This is a genomic window from Serinibacter arcticus (assembly GCF_004786095.1).
GTDB lineage: Bacteria > Actinomycetota > Actinomycetes > Actinomycetales > Beutenbergiaceae > Litorihabitans > Litorihabitans arcticus.
In genome coordinates this window covers 554,360-568,038 of sequence record NZ_RHPJ01000002.1, presented here as the reverse complement: position 1 = coordinate 568,038, position 13,679 = coordinate 554,360, and the positions used below count along the sequence as shown (strand labels likewise).

The 13,679-nt window shown below is 73.3% G+C and carries 14 protein-coding genes; 7 read left to right on the top strand and 7 right to left on the bottom strand.

From position 1 onward, the window contains the following. Positions 1 to 46 precede the first annotated feature (46 nt). On the top strand, positions 47 to 526 hold the full coding sequence (locus SERN_RS07235) for a lipopolysaccharide assembly protein LapA domain-containing protein (RefSeq protein WP_135849432.1): 480 nt from the start codon (positions 47 to 49) through the stop codon (positions 524 to 526). 53 nt (positions 527 to 579) lie between these two features. Beyond that, the gene (locus SERN_RS07230; protein ID WP_135849431.1) at positions 580 to 1,695 is read left to right on the top strand and encodes a fatty acid desaturase family protein; all 1,116 of its coding nucleotides are present in this window, start codon (positions 580 to 582) and stop codon (positions 1,693 to 1,695) included. Positions 1,696 to 1,841: 146 nt separating this feature from the next. Here the strand turns inward: SERN_RS07230 and SERN_RS07225 are convergent, their stop codons facing one another. From SERN_RS07225 to SERN_RS07215, 3 genes are read right to left on the bottom strand one after another with little or no spacing between them, the layout of a single operon-like run. Next, positions 1,842 to 2,663: a carbohydrate ABC transporter permease gene (locus tag SERN_RS07225; protein ID WP_233251526.1), complete on the bottom strand. Its 822-nt coding sequence runs from the start codon at positions 2,661 to 2,663 to the stop codon at positions 1,842 to 1,844. Beyond that, on the bottom strand, positions 2,660 to 3,640 hold the full coding sequence (locus SERN_RS07220) for a carbohydrate ABC transporter permease (protein WP_233251525.1): 981 nt from the start codon (positions 3,638 to 3,640) through the stop codon (positions 2,660 to 2,662). The genes SERN_RS07225 and SERN_RS07220 overlap by 4 nt, the downstream gene beginning before the upstream one ends. Next, entirely contained in the window at positions 3,633 to 4,937 is a 1,305-nt protein-coding gene (locus SERN_RS07215; protein ID WP_135849430.1) for an ABC transporter substrate-binding protein, read from the bottom strand. The genes SERN_RS07220 and SERN_RS07215 overlap by 8 nt, the downstream gene beginning before the upstream one ends. 264 nt (positions 4,938 to 5,201) lie before the next feature. Here SERN_RS07215 and SERN_RS07210 point away from each other — a divergent pair, with 264 nt between their 5' ends. Then, on the top strand, positions 5,202 to 5,567 hold the full coding sequence (locus tag SERN_RS07210; RefSeq protein ID WP_135849429.1) for a hypothetical protein: 366 nt from the start codon (positions 5,202 to 5,204) through the stop codon (positions 5,565 to 5,567). A 195-nt stretch (positions 5,568 to 5,762) separates the two neighbouring features. On the opposite strand, the gene SERN_RS07205 is transcribed toward SERN_RS07210, so the two are convergent. From SERN_RS07205 to SERN_RS07195, 3 genes are all read right to left on the bottom strand, one after another. Continuing rightward, complete coding sequence (locus SERN_RS07205; protein WP_233251524.1) at positions 5,763 to 7,031, bottom strand: AI-2E family transporter; 1,269 nt, start codon at positions 7,029 to 7,031, stop codon at positions 5,763 to 5,765. Positions 7,032 to 7,218: 187 nt separating this feature from the next. Continuing rightward, complete coding sequence (locus tag SERN_RS07200; RefSeq protein ID WP_135849427.1) at positions 7,219 to 7,524, bottom strand: DUF427 domain-containing protein; 306 nt, start codon at positions 7,522 to 7,524, stop codon at positions 7,219 to 7,221. A 187-nt stretch (positions 7,525 to 7,711) separates the two neighbouring features. Continuing rightward, the gene (locus SERN_RS07195; RefSeq protein WP_135849426.1) at positions 7,712 to 8,710 is read right to left on the bottom strand and encodes an aldo/keto reductase; all 999 of its coding nucleotides are present in this window, start codon (positions 8,708 to 8,710) and stop codon (positions 7,712 to 7,714) included. Positions 8,711 to 8,854: 144 nt separating this feature from the next. Between SERN_RS07195 and SERN_RS07190 the strand changes: the two genes are divergently transcribed. After that, positions 8,855 to 9,754, top strand: coding sequence for a helix-turn-helix transcriptional regulator (locus SERN_RS07190; RefSeq protein ID WP_135849425.1), 900 nt, complete (start codon positions 8,855 to 8,857; stop codon positions 9,752 to 9,754). A gap of 17 nt (positions 9,755 to 9,771) precedes the next feature. Here the strand turns inward: SERN_RS07190 and SERN_RS07185 are convergent, their stop codons facing one another. Beyond that, positions 9,772 to 10,224 carry an arsenate-mycothiol transferase ArsC gene (locus SERN_RS07185; protein WP_135849424.1) on the bottom strand — a complete coding sequence of 151 codons (453 nt, stop codon included), beginning with the start codon at positions 10,222 to 10,224 and terminating at the stop codon, positions 9,772 to 9,774. Positions 10,225 to 10,396: 172 nt separating this feature from the next. Here SERN_RS07185 and SERN_RS07180 point away from each other — a divergent pair, with 172 nt between their 5' ends. Genes SERN_RS07180 through SERN_RS07170 form a run of 3 tightly spaced genes read left to right on the top strand, consistent with a single transcriptional unit; the run spans position 10,397 to position 13,604 of the window. Beyond that, positions 10,397 to 11,494, top strand: a complete 1,098-nt coding sequence (locus SERN_RS07180; protein WP_135849423.1) for an acyl-CoA dehydrogenase family protein — start codon at positions 10,397 to 10,399, stop codon at positions 11,492 to 11,494. After that, positions 11,488 to 12,849, top strand: coding sequence for a PIG-L family deacetylase (locus SERN_RS07175; protein ID WP_135849422.1), 1,362 nt, complete (start codon positions 11,488 to 11,490; stop codon positions 12,847 to 12,849). Before SERN_RS07180 ends, SERN_RS07175 begins: the two co-directional genes overlap by 7 nt. Beyond that, positions 12,846 to 13,604, top strand: coding sequence for a glycosyltransferase (locus SERN_RS07170; protein ID WP_135849421.1), 759 nt, complete (start codon positions 12,846 to 12,848; stop codon positions 13,602 to 13,604). Before SERN_RS07175 ends, SERN_RS07170 begins: the two co-directional genes overlap by 4 nt. Positions 13,605 to 13,679 lie beyond the last annotated feature (75 nt).

The following is a 13,679-nucleotide window of genomic DNA, read 5'->3' as shown; positions in this document are numbered from 1 at the left end:
CACGGTCGCCGCACGGTGACCGTCCCTAACCGCCGAAGGAGGGTGCATGTCCACGCACCACGACGCCGAGCCCCCTCTGACACCGGCGACCCCCGCCCCTGCGGGCTCTCCCACGCGTGCGCCGGCTCCCGGCTCCGCACCCTCCTCACCTGCGGCGACGTCCCGCCCCACGAGCGCTCCGCCGTCGCCCGCGACGAAGGGCCGCCCGCCCGGCGGATCGGCGACGACGGCCACCAAGCCTCCGCAGACGCCGGCGCAGACGCGTGAGCAGCAGTCGATCCGCACCCGCACGGCGTCGCTGTGGGTCGGGATCGGCGTCAGCTTCCTCCTCCTGATCGCCCTGGTGATCTTCCTCATCCAGAACACCGAGATGGTCGAGGTCACCTTCCTGGGTGCGACCGGCTCGGCCCCGCTCGCGGTCGTCTGCCTGATCTCGGGTCTCGGCGTCGGGATCGTGGTCCTCCTGGTCGGCGCCCTGCGCATCGGCCAGCTCCGCCGTCGCGTCAAGCGCGACCGCCGCCCGTAGCCCGTCCGCACCACCGCCCGGTCCGGTACGACCCCCCGAAGGAAAGCTCCCCGATGACGACTGTTCAGCCGCCCGTCGGCACCACCACCGCGCTCGACGACTCCGCAACGCCGCGATCACCGCGGCAGCGTCAGGTGAACGACTTCACCGACCTCAGCCGGAGCGTGCAGGAGACCGGTCTGCTGGAGCGGCGCTACGGGTACTACTGGACCCGGTTCGGGGTCCTGACGGTGCTGCTGGCCGGCACCGTCGCGGCCATGGTCGCGATCGGCGACTCGTGGTGGCAGCTCGCGATCGCCGCGGTGCTCGCCGTCATCCTCGGTCAGGTGATGTTCCTGGGCCACGACGCGGCGCACCGCCAGATCTTCAAGTCCGGCAAGTGGAACGACTGGGCGAGCCTGGTGGTCGCCAACCTGTACGCCGGCATGAGCTACGGCTGGTGGCAGCACAAGCACTCGCGCCACCACGCCAAGCCCAACCAGGTGGCCGCCGACCCCGACATCAAGACCGGCGTGCTGGTCTTCCACACCGAGGACCTCCCCGCGCCCCGCACGGGCCTGCAGGGCTGGTTCGCCCAGCGTCAGGGCTGGCTGTTCTTCCCGCTCCTGCTGCTCGAGGGCATCAACCTGCACATCTCGGGCATCAAGACGATCTTCGGGCGCGCGCCCGTGAAGCGTCGCCCGGTCGAGATCGCCTTCGTCGTGGTGCGTCTGGGCGCCTATCTCGGCTTCGTGTTCTGGCTGCTCCCGGTGGGGATGGCTTTCGCGTTCCTGGGCGTGCAGCTCGGGCTGTTCGGCCTGTACATGGGCGCGGTGTTCGCCCCCAACCACAAGGGCATGCCGATCGTCCCGCCGGACTCCCGCATCGACTTCCTGCGCCGCCAGGTCCTGATGAGCCGCAACGTCACCGGCGGCCGACTCGTCAACTTCTTCATGGGCGGTCTGAACTACCAGGTCGAGCACCACCTCTTCCCGAGCATGCCGCGCCCCAACCTCCGCAAGATCCAGCCGATGGTCAAGGAGTTCTGCGAGTCGCGGAAGGTCCCGTACACCGAGGCCACGCTGCTGGGGTCCTACGGCATCGTCATCCGGTACCTCAACCAGATGGGCCTCGCCGCGCGCGACCCGTTCCAGTGCCCGCTGACGGCGGAGTTCCGCTCCGCCCGCTAGGGACTGCCGGTCACCCTCCTCCTCCCGCCGTCTCGCGGCGAACAAGCCTCAGGGGTCGTTATCGCTTCGATAACGACCCCTGAGGCTTGCTCGGCGCAGCGCTCGGCACGGCCGCTCGGCGCAGCGCTCGGCGCCGGGCGGAGGGGCTACTTGATGCCGCTGCGGGCGAAGCCAGCGATGAAGTACCGCTGGAACAGCAGGAAGACCACCGCGATCGGCACGATGTTGATGAGTGCGAAGGCCATCGTGGCGCCGTAGTCGCTGCCCGACTGGCCCTGCAGGTACAGCAGCCCGATCGGCAGCGTGAACAGCCGGTTCTCCTTCAGCGCGATGAGCGGCCACGCGAAGTCGTTCCAGGACGACAGCAGGCTCATGAACGCCAGGACCGCGATGAGCGGCCTCGACAGCGGGAGCACGATCCGCAGGAACGTCGCGAGGTGCCCGGCGCCGTCCAGGCGGGCGGCCTCGATCAGCTCGCGCGGGATGCCGAGCATGAACTGCCGTGCGAGGAAGAGCCCGAAGGCGGAGGCCGTTGTCGGCAGGATCACGGCCCAGTAGGTGCCGTACAGACCCATTCCCGTCACGATCCGGAACAGCGCCACCATAATGACCTGCACGGGCAGCACGAGCGTGGCCAGCGCCACGAAGAACAGCGCCGTCGATCCGGGGAAGCGCAGCTGCGAGAAGGCGTAGCCCGCGAGCAGGCTCGTGGTGACGGACACGATCATCACCACGAGCGAGATCGCCACCGAGTTGCTGAACCAGGTCGCCACGGGGAACGAGGCGAAGACCCGGTCGAAGTTCCCCAGCGTCACCTCGCGCGGCCACAGCCGCAGCTCGCGCCCGCCGAGCAGCTCGGCGCGCGTGGAGAACGCGACCGCCACCATCCAGTACAGCGGCGAGATGGTCACCAGGCCCACGACCGCGATGACGGCGGCGCGCGCGAGGATCCCGCGTCGCGCCCTCACTCGACCACGTCCCTGGTCCGGCTCGCGCGCCACTGCGCGGCGGCGAAGAGGAGGGCGAACAGGAACAGGATCATCCCGATCGCGGCGGCGTAGCCCTGGTCGCGCGTCACGAAGCCCGTCTCGTAGGCGTAGGTCACGAGGACCGAGGTCGCGCCCGCGGGACCTCCCCCGGTCAGCACGAACACGATGTCGAACACCTGGAAGGAGTAGATGACGTTGAGGACGGTCAGGAAGAACGTCGTGGGACCGAGCAGCGGCACGGTCACGTGACGGAACCGCTGCAGCGTGTTCGCCCCGTCCAGCCGCGCCGCCTCGTGCAGGTCGGGACCGATGCCCTGCAGCCCCGCCAGGTAGATGAGCATGTTGAACCCGGTGCGCCACCAGACCGTCACGAGCACGATCGAGAGGAACGCCGGGCCGGCGTCGGACTGCCACGTGACGGCCGGCAGGCCGAACGCTCCGAGCAGCTTGTTGAGCACGCCGGAGTTCTGGTCGAAGACCAGGACGCCGATCAACGCCGTCGCGACGCCGGAGACGGCCATCGGGAGGATGAGGATCGAGCGGAAGAGCGGCCGGGCCGGGAGGGCCGTGTTCAGGAGCGTGGCCGCGACGAGCCCGAACGCCATCGACACCGGCGTCACGATGAGCGTGAACAGCACGGTGTTGCCGAGCGCCCGCCAGAACAGCGGGTCCGACCACAGGCGCGCGTAGTTCTGCAGCCCCGCGAACTCCCCCGCCCCGAAGCCGTCGGTCCGCTGCAGGCTCACCACGAGGGCGCCTGCCAGCGGGATCAGCACGAAGACCAGCAGCAGCACGTAGTTCGGGGCGATGAAGCCGTAGGCCGCGAGGGCCTCGCGGCGGCTGCCGGGCCGCCGGGGACGGGCGCCGGCGCGACCGCGCGCGGCACCCGATCGCCCGTCCTCGCGCCGCACGTCGCCCGCGGGCCGCGACGCGAACTCCGGCGTCGGGCTAGGCACCGGTGGCGGCCGCGATGCCGCTCTGCAGGTTCGCGACGGTGGTGGCCGCGTCCTGGCTGCCGGCGAAGGCGAGGTCGAGCTGCTCCTTGAGCACCGGGATGATCGCCGACATGGAGGGGCTGGCGACCTGCGCCACGTCCTGCGGCTGCACGACACCCGCCTGCGCGGCGAAGATCGGAGCGAGCTCGCTGCGCACGTCGAACTCGAGGTCGTCGTTGAGCAGGTCCGCCCGCGTGGGCAGCAGGGAGGCGCCGCGGCAGAAGTCGCGCATCGGATCGGCGTCCGTGACGAACTCCAGGAACGCCGCGGCCAGCTCCGGCTGCTGCGTCTGCGCCGTCGCCACGAGCGCGTTGCCGCCGAAGTCGCCGCCCCCGCGCACGTTGCGGGGTGCGTAGGTGGCGGTCCAGTCGAAGCTCGCGGTGGTCTCGGCGTCGGGGATCTGGAACGCGCCGGACCACACCATCGCCACCGACTGGGAGAACCACGACTCGGCCGCGTAGCTCGCCGAGGCGATGGTGTTGTTGGCCGGCACGTAGCCCTGCGAGAAGAACGACGCAGCGAACTCGACGGCCTCGCGTCCGGCGTCGGAGTCGATCAGCGGCGTGACCTGGTCGGTGTCGAGGAACGCGCCGTCGGACTGGAACAGCAGGCTGAGCCACCGCGTGACGCCGTTGCCCTGCCAGTTGTAGGCCCACGGGCTCGTGCCGGCGGGCAGACCCGCCTTGAGCCGGTCGCCGATCTCGGCGAGCTCCTCCCACGTCCAGGCGTCCTCGATCGACTCGGGGATCTCGGTGATGCCCGCCGCCGCGAACAGGTCGCGGTTGATCAGGATCGCCGAGGTGTCGGTGTGGTGCGGGAGGCCGTAGGTGCTCCCGGCGCTCTGCACGGCAGCCCACGCCTGCGGCGTGAACTGCTCCTGGCGCTCGGCCGACAGGAGCGGGCCGAGGTCGAGCAGCTGCTCCCGGCCGGCGTAGGCACCGAACGTGTAGTACGGCACGCGGAAGACGTCGGGCGGGTTGCCCGCCTGGAGCTGGGCGTCGATGTTCGTGAACATCTGCTCGTAGGGCACCGCGTTCAGCTCGATCGTGCTGCCCTCGTTGGCGGCCTCGAACGCGGTGATGGCCGAGCGGAACCCGGCGAGCTCGGCGTCGGTGCCCCACGTGGTGAACGTCAGGGTGCCCTGCCGCCCCTCGGGGCTGGACTGCTGCGTGAACCCGCAGCCGGCCAGCACCACCGGCACGGCCACGACACCGGTGCCGATGAGGAAGCTGCGGCGCGAGAAGGACGGGAAGGACATGGGGCGCTCCGTTCGACGTGCGGGCGAGGCACTCTGCGCAAGAGCGGGACGCCAGGGGTGCGTCGGGTCTCTCCTCACGAAGCCTAGGACGGGAGCGGCGCGATGTGAATGATCTTGTCAGGGACCGATGCCGCACGTCACGACCGTTGCTGCGACTCCCGTTCGACGGCGGTGGCTGCGGTCCTGCGACGACGGGGCGCCCGTGGCCCGCCCTCCGCCGTCCTCACCCTGGTGCCGGGGCCTCGCGAGGTCCATCATTCGGACATGGACCCCGACGAGGAGGCCGCGCTGGAGCGGGCCCGCGCGTGGGTGTCGTCCGTGTCGCACGACGGCGACCGGTACTCCCCCGGCGCCGCGTCCCGTCTGTTCACACCCGAGCAGCTCACCCACCTGCGCGACACGGGCGACCTCGCCATCCTCCTCGACGCGGCTCGCGCGTCGGAGTCCGACGCGCGGCTTGTCCGGCGCTGGTTGCAGGAGCTCAGCGAGGCCGCGGTCCCGGGCGGTCGGACGTGTCCTGTGTGCGGGTGCGCGGTGGCGGGTCGTCGCGATCGTGTCTACTGCTCCACGAACTGCCGCGTGAAGGCGCACCGCGCCCACGGCCCGCGTGGGGGCGAGCACGGGGGCTGAGCCCGTGCGACGGACGTCCGGAGTCCCGCTGCAGGAGGTAGGCCGCCACCAGCGCCGCGACGGCGAGCGCCGCCGTCGCCGCGACCGTGACGGTCAGCAGGACGCTGCCGCTCACGGGAGGGAGGGGTGGTCGGGGCCGACGATGGTCACTCCCCGGATGTGTCGACGGCGGGGGCCACCTTGCACGGCGGCGCGTCAGGTCGCGCGACGAGCCGACCCGGTCTCGTCCGTCGCGTCCGTGGGGGCCACCGCGTCGGTGACGTCCTCGTCGGCGACAGGCTCGGCGGCGTCGTCGCCGTCGTGCTCGTCCTCGTCGTCGTGGTGACCCACGTGGACGCGCTCCTCACGCTTCTGCCGCGCGAACCTGGCAGGGGTCGAGGGCCCGTCCCACACCGTGACGGCGCCCCAGATCGCCGCGGCGATCGGCACCGCGAGCACGGCGCCGGTGATGCCCGCGGTCACGGTGCCCGCCGTCAGCGCCACGAGGATGACCAGCGGGTGCAGACGCAGCGAGCGCGCCATGATGACGGGCTGGAGCAGGTTGCCCTCGAGCTGGTTCACGCCGACCACGATGATGATCACGATGACCGCCGAGCCGAGGCCGTCGGTCACCAGCGCGACGAGGGCCGCGAGCGTGCCGGCCAGCGTGGCGCCGACCAGCGGGATGAACGCCAGCAGGAACGTCAGCACCGCGAGCGGGAGGGCGAGCGGCACGCCGAGGATCGCGAGACCGATGCCGATGCCGATCGCGTCGACCGCGGCCACGATCGCCGTCCCGCGCACGTAGCCGCCGAGCGTCTGGACCGTCTTGCCGCCGACGCGGCGTCCGCGCTCGTACGACTCGCCCTCGAACGGGCGCAGCAGGAACTCCCAGATGCGGGGGCCGTCCTTCAGGAAGAAGAACAGCACCACGATCACGAGCACGAGGCCGGTGACGAAGTTCGCGGTGGCGGAGACGCCCGCCACGACGCCCGAGGAGAACCCGTCGGAGGACAGCAGGCCCGTCAGCGTGGACTGGACCTCGTCGATCTGCGCGTCCGAGATCTCGAACGGCAGCCCCGCGAGCTGGTCCTGCAGCGCCTGGACCCCGTCGACGGCGGAGTCCACGAGGTCGCCCCACTGGCGCGCGACGGTCTCCACGACGCCCCACACGATCGCGGACAGCAGCGCGAGCAGACCCAGCAGCGAGGTCCAGGTGGCCAGTATCGAGGGCCAGCCCTTGTCGCGCAGCCACCGCACGAGCGGGGAGATCGCCGAGGCGAGCACCAGCGCGATGAGCACCGGGATGACCACCAGGGTCAGCTGCGTCACCAGCAGACCGAACCCGGCCACCAGCGCGAGGATCGCGAGCCACTGCACGGCGCGCGTGCCGACCGTGCCCACGCCGTCGGACCACAGACGGCCGACGCCGGAGCGCGGCCCGTCCGCGGAGGTGGGGCGGCGGCGGCGAGCAGGCGTGGTCACGATCAGTTCCTCCGTCGGGGCGCCGCCCGGACGGCGACGGTGCGGGACGCGCGCGATCGCGCGACGTCCCGGGCCTCCATTGAACGTCATGCGGCGACTGACGTGGCACTCGGGCGTCGCCCCGGCGGGGTGACCCCACCCCGGCGATCCTCCCGGTCGGGGCCGGGGAGGATCGCTCTGGCCGGTCCTACTCGGAGATCGTGACCGACGCCCGGTCGAACGCCACGTAGCCGCTGTAGTCGGTACCCACGCGCTCGAACGAGGACGGGATCGGCTGCGGGTAGGACCAGCCGCCGTCCTTGACGACGTCGTCCCCCACCCCGACGTCGAAGTACTGCGCGTCGCCCTTCCACGGGCAGTGGTAGGCCGTGGGGCTCTCGTGGAACGCGCCCTCGGTGAGGCTGGCGGGCGGGAAGTACCAGTTGCCCTCGATCTTCACGAGGTCCTCGGTCGCCGCCTCGGCGACGACGGTGCCTGCGATGACTGCCTTCATGCGGATGACTCCTTGTCCCGGCGCGGTGCGCCGCGGGTGCGGACCCCCATCGTCACCCCTGACGACCGCCGGGGCCAGGGTCCGCCCGCGGCCGGACCCCGTCACACCTGTCGAGCAAGCCTCACGGGTCGTTCCGGGCCTCAGAACGACCCGTGAGGCTTGCTCGGCGGTCGCGGGGTGGCTCCGGCTACCGCCCGACCAGGCCCATGCCGGCCGCGTCGTAGCGGTTGCCCGCCACCCCGACCTCCGTCGCCAGCGCGTCCAGCGCCGCGAGGTCGTCGGCGCTCAGCGCGACGGCGGTCGCGCCCGCGTTCTCGCGGACGCGCTCGAGGCGCCGGGTCCCCGGGATGGGCACGACCCACGGCTGCTGCGCCAGCAACCAGGCGAGCGCGATCTGTCCGGGGCTCGCTCGGCGAGCGTCGGCGAGCTCGCGCACCCGTGTCAGCAGCGCCTCGTTCGCGGCGAGGTTCTCCGCCTCGAACCGCGGGACGCGACGGCGGATGTCGCCCTCGGCGAACTCCGTCGCCGTCGAGACGGTCCCGGTGAGGAACCCCTTCCCGAGCGGACTGAACGGGACGAACCCGATCCCCAGCTCGGCGCACACGGGCAGCACCTCGGCCTCGGGGTCCCGCGTCCACAGCGAGTACTCCGACTGCACGGCGGTGACGGGGTGCACGGCGTGCGCCCGGCGGATCGTCGCGGCGCCCGCCTCCGAGAGCCCGAACGCTCGCACCTTGCCCGCGGCGACCAGCTCGCCCACGGTCCCCGCGACGTCCTCGATCGGCACGTCGGGGTCGACCCGGTGCTGGTAGAAGAGGTCGATGACGTCGGTGCGCAGGCGCGTGAGGGAGGCGTCGGCGACGCGACGGATCTGGTCGGGCCTGCTGTTCGTGCCGGGGAAGCTGCCGTCGGGCTGGATGTCCCAGCCGAACTTGGTCGCGATGACGACCCGGTCGCGCACGGGCGCGAGCGCCTCGCCCACGAGCTCCTCGTTCAGGTACGGGCCGTAGACCTCCGCCGTGTCGACGAGCGTGACGCCGAGGTCGATGGCGCCGCGGAGCACCCCGATCATCTCCTCGCGGGAGCCGGGGTTGGGGCCGTAGCTCATGGACATGCCCATGGCGCCGAGACCGACGGCGCCGACCTCCAGCGAAGCGGTGCCGGTACCGAGGATGCGGGTGTGCACGGGACTCTCCTTGTGACGGGGACGGGGACTGGCCGAGGACGTGGACCCCAGTCTGACCACGCCCGCCCGTCCGCGGGAGTGCCCCCTCGTCCCTGGTACCGCCAGTACCTCCCTCGCCGTCGGCCGCGGTCGTAGGTTGGGAGCATGGCCGCCGACAACCGCTCCGAGGTGCGGGACTTCCTCGCCACGCGCCGCGCGCGGATCACGCCGGAGCAGGCGGGCCTGACCCTCTACGGCGGGAACCGCCGGGTCGCGGGCCTGCGGCGCGAGGAGGTCGCGATGCTGGCCGGCGTCAGCAACGACTACTACGTCCGCATGGAGCGGGGGAACCTCGCGGGCGTCTCCGAGCAGGTGCTCGACGCCGTCGCCGTCGCCCTCCAGCTCGACGACGCCGAGCGCGGACACCTGCGCGACCTCGCCCGGACGGCCACGGGTCGACCGATGCGACGACGTCGACCCCGGGCCGTCGCCGTCCCCGCGAGCGTCCAGCTGGTGCTCGACGCGATGACGGGGGCGCCGGCGATCGTGCGCGACGACCGGTTCGACGTCCTCGCCGCCAACGCGCTCGGCCGCGCGCTCTACGCCCCGGCGTACGAGGCCGGCGACGGGCGCGTCAACAACGCCAGGTTCACCTTCCTCGATCCGGCCGCGCGGAAGTTCTGGGCCGACTGGGAGCGGATCGCGGACGACACGGTCGGTGTGCTGCGCTCGCTCGCGGGTCGCAACCCCTACGACGCGGCGCTGACCGCCCTCGTCGGGGAGCTCGCGACGCGCAGCGTCGAGTTCCGCACGCGGTGGGCGCACCACGACGTCCACCTGCACACCGGCGGGACCAAGCGCATCAACCACCCCGAGGTCGGCCTGCTCGAGCTGTCCTACGACACCATCACCGTCGCCCAGGCCCCCGACCTCACCATGGCGGTCTACACCGCCGCCCCCGGTACCGCGACCGCGGAGAAGCTGCGGATGCTCGCCTCGCTCGTGGCGACGGCGGAGTCCTCGTCGGAGGCGTCGACGACGACGAACGCGCCGTCCGAGGGGTAGAGCCCCCGCCCCGCGACTCAGGCGGTCTGATCCACCAGCTCGGCCAGCAGATCCCGCACGCGGGCGTCGATGTCGTCGCGAATCAGGACGAGGCGGTCAAGACCCTCGATGCCGCGCTCGGACGGCTCGTCCACGTCCCACTGCGCGACGGCGCCGCTCGCGGCGGCCGCGGCGAGCAGGTCGTCCGCCATCGCCTCCGATCCGAGCACCACGACGCGGTCGGCCTCGGCGAGGTCGGCGCCCAGCAGCGCCTTGGGGTACTCCCCGCGGAAGGTCGCGCCGACCTGCTCGACGACGGCGGCGGCCTGCGCGTTGACGTCGGCGCCCGGATCGGTCCCGGCCGAGCGGACCTCGACGCGGTCGCCCGCGTGCTGCCGCATCAGAGCGGCCGCCATCTGGGACTTGCCGGCGTTGCGCACGCAGACGAAAAGGACGGTGGGGACAGGGCGGTCCCGGGTCAGCTCGGTCATGACACTCCTGGGTCAGGCGATGGTCGTCACGTCGATCATGCCTGCTCGCGACCGTGGAGCGCGGCGCGGGACGCCATCCTTCCCCGACGACCCGAGATCGCGCAGACTCGAGGGACGGTTCGATCGGGCAGCAGCGCGTCGGTCACCCCCGACGTCGGCAGGAGCCCGCCCCGTGAGCAGACCAGCACCCCCTCGCGTGCACCTCGGACCGTCGTGGTCCGGCCCGGTGGAGCGCCCGACTCTCGCCCTTCCGCCCCTGGACGTGGCGGGTGCGCTCGAGGCAACCCGGACCTGGACGGGTCCGGAGCACCGGGTCGGCGGGGGCGCGACGCTCGCGCTGTGGGAGCTGCTGGCGACCGTCGCGGCGGCCGATCTCGCCGTCGCGCGCGCCCTCGAACCGGTGCTGGACGCCCGCTCGATCCTCGCGCAGGCCGGAGCCGGCAGCGCCGCCGCTCGGCCGGCCCTCCCCGGCGACCTCACGCCGTCGAGCACCTGGGGCGTGTTCGCCGCCGAGGCGCCGGACGTCACACTTCTCGCCGCGCCGTCGGACGCCGACGGCGCGTGGCACCTGACGGGCACCAAGCCCTGGTGCTCGCTCGCGGCCGTCCTCGAGGGCGCGCTCGTCACCGCGCACCTGCCCGACGGCGAGCGGGGCCTGTTCGCCGTCGACCTCCGCGGGCCGGGCGTGGCCGTCGAGGCCGGCGGCTGGGTCTCGCGCGGCCTCGCCGAGATCCCCTCCACGCCCGTGACGTTCTCGGGTGCGCGGGCCGTCGCCGTCGGCGCACCCGGCTGGTACTTGGCGCGTCCCGGCTTCTGGTGGGGCGGCATCGGCGTCGCGGCCTGCTGGTACGGCGGCGCCGTCGGCCTGGCGCGGCGGCTGCACGAGGCCGCGCGCTCCGCCCCCGACCCGAGCACGCACCGCGACCGGCTCGCCGAGGCCCTCGGCACGCTCGACGTGCGGCTGGCCGAGGCGAGGCGCACGCTGCGCGAGGGCGCCGAGGCCGTCGACCACGACGCCGCCGGTTCCCCCGCCCTCGCCCCCGGTGCGGGTCGGCTGCTCGCCAAGCGTGTGCGCGCCGGCGTGGCCGCCGTCGCCGAGGACGCGCTGCGACTGACCGCGCACGCGCTCGGACCCGCGCCGCTGACCCGGGAGGAGTCCCACGCCAAGCGCGTGGCCGACCTCGGCGTCTACCTGCGCCAGCACCACCCCGTGCGCGAGGCGGCCTCGCTGGGCTCGGCCCTCGTCGCCGCGGAGGTGGACCCGTGGTGACGTTCGACGCCCGTGAACCCGGCACACCGGCCGGCACCTGGCTGGCGAACCCCCGTCTCGCCGCCCTCCCGACCCTCGGCCTGCCGGGTCGCGGCGTGCTCGTGCTCGCGGCCCACCCCGACGACGAGACGCTGGGCGCCGGTGGCCTGCTCGCCGAGCTCGACCTGCGCGGGCGGGCGGCCACGGTCCTGGTCGCGACCGACGGCGGCGCCGGTGCCGCCTCGGTGGCGGCGCGGGCGGCGGAGCTGCGCGGCGCGCTCGGCGAGCTCACCCCGGCGGCCGAGCTGCACACCCTGGACGTGGCCGACGGCGGGCTGCGCGAGGCGCGCGCCGAGGTCGCGGCGCGGCTGGCGGACCTCGTGCGCGAACGGGCCGACGGCGATGATCCCGTGCGGCTGGTCGTCGCGCCGTGGCGCGGTGACGGCCACCGCGACCACCGCGTGCTCGGCGAGATCGCCGCCGACCTCGCCCGCAGCCACGGCCTGCCGCTCTGGGAGTACCCGATCTGGCTGTGGCACTGGGCGGACCCGACGACGCCGGAGGTCCCGTGGCCGTCGATGCGTCGACTCACCGTGAGCGGTGAGTCGGCCGCGCGACGGGCCCGCGCGCTGGACGCCTACCCGTCGCAGGTCGCCGGCCCGTCCGCCGTCGTGCCGCACGACCTGCGACGCGTGACCGGGCGGGGCGCGGACACCTACGTGGTGACGGAGCCCGAGCGGGGCGGCGACGAGAGCGCCGACCCCACCGACGTCACGGCCGAGTTCTTCGACGCCACCTACGAGCGGCGCGAGGACCCGTGGGGCTTCACCAGCCGCTGGTACGAGGAGCGCAAGCGCGCGCTCACCCTCGCCGTCCTGCCCGAGCGGCGGTTCGCCCGCGCGTTCGAGGTCGGGTGCTCGATCGGGGTGCTGACGGCCGACCTGTCGGAGCGCTGCGACGACCTGCTCGCCGTCGACGTCGCCGCCGAGGCGATCGCCCGCGCCCGCACCCGGGTGGGCGAGCGGCCGGGGCTGCGGCTCGAGGTCGCCGACGTCACGCGCGACGTGCCGCCCGGCCCGTTCGACCTCGTGGTGCTGTCGGAGGTGCTGTACTACTTCTCCGCGCCGACCCTGCGGACGTTCCTCGCGCGGATCGCCCCGACGCTGGCCGAGGGCGCCGTCGTCGTCGGCTGCCACTGGCGGCACCCGGTCGACGGCTACGCGGCGAGCGGTGACGACGTCCAGCGCGAGCTGGTCTCCGCGCTGGTGGCGTCGCGCGGCGCCGTGGAGATCGCGACCTACCGCGACGAGGACGTCTCGCTCGTCGTGCTCTCGCTCGACGGCCGGTCGGTGGCCGGCCGGACGGGGCTGCTGTGAGCACGGCTGCCGCTCTCGGGTCCGATCAGGCGGATCGCGTCACGTTCGTCGCCGTCGTCGTCCCGGCCCGGGACGAGGAACGCCTGCTCCCCGCCTGCCTCGACGCGCTGGATGCGGCACGCTCCGCCCTGGCCGCCGCGCGGCCCGACGTGCGCTGCGTCGTCGTGCTGGTGCTCGACGACTGCCGGGACGACTCGTCGTCGGTGGTCGACGGCCGCGCGGACGCCGTGCTCGTCACCGGTGTCGGCAACGTCGGGGCGGCGCGCGCCAGGGGCGTGGTCCGCGCCGCGACCCTCGCGGGGCCGGAGTGGGGCGCGGACGCGTGGATCGCGCACACCGACGCCGACAGCCAGGTGCCGCCCGACTGGCTCCTCGAGCACGTGCGCGCCGCGGAGGCGGGTGCCGACGTCGTCGTCGGGACCGTGCGTCCCGACCCCGGCGACCTCGATCCCGGGCGCCTGCTCGCCTGGCGACGCACCCGGACGGCCGTCCCGAACGGGCACGTGCACGGCGCCAACCTCGGCCTCCGGGCCAGCATCGACGCCGCCGTCGGCGGCGTGGCCCCCCTCGGTCTCCACGAGGACGTCGATCTGGTGGAGCGGGCGCGGCGGGCCGGCGCTCGCGTCGTCGCCTCCGCCCTGTGCGACGTCCTCACCTCCGGTCGGCTCGTGGGTCGAACCACCGGCGGGTACGCGGAGTACCTCCGCGAGGACCTGCTCGCGACGGGACCCGCTCCCGTCGAGACCGGATCGTGACTTTTCGTCGGGCGAGGGTCACACTGGACAGACGTCCGGCTCGAGACCGAGGCCGCCGCGGACAGCAGGACCGGT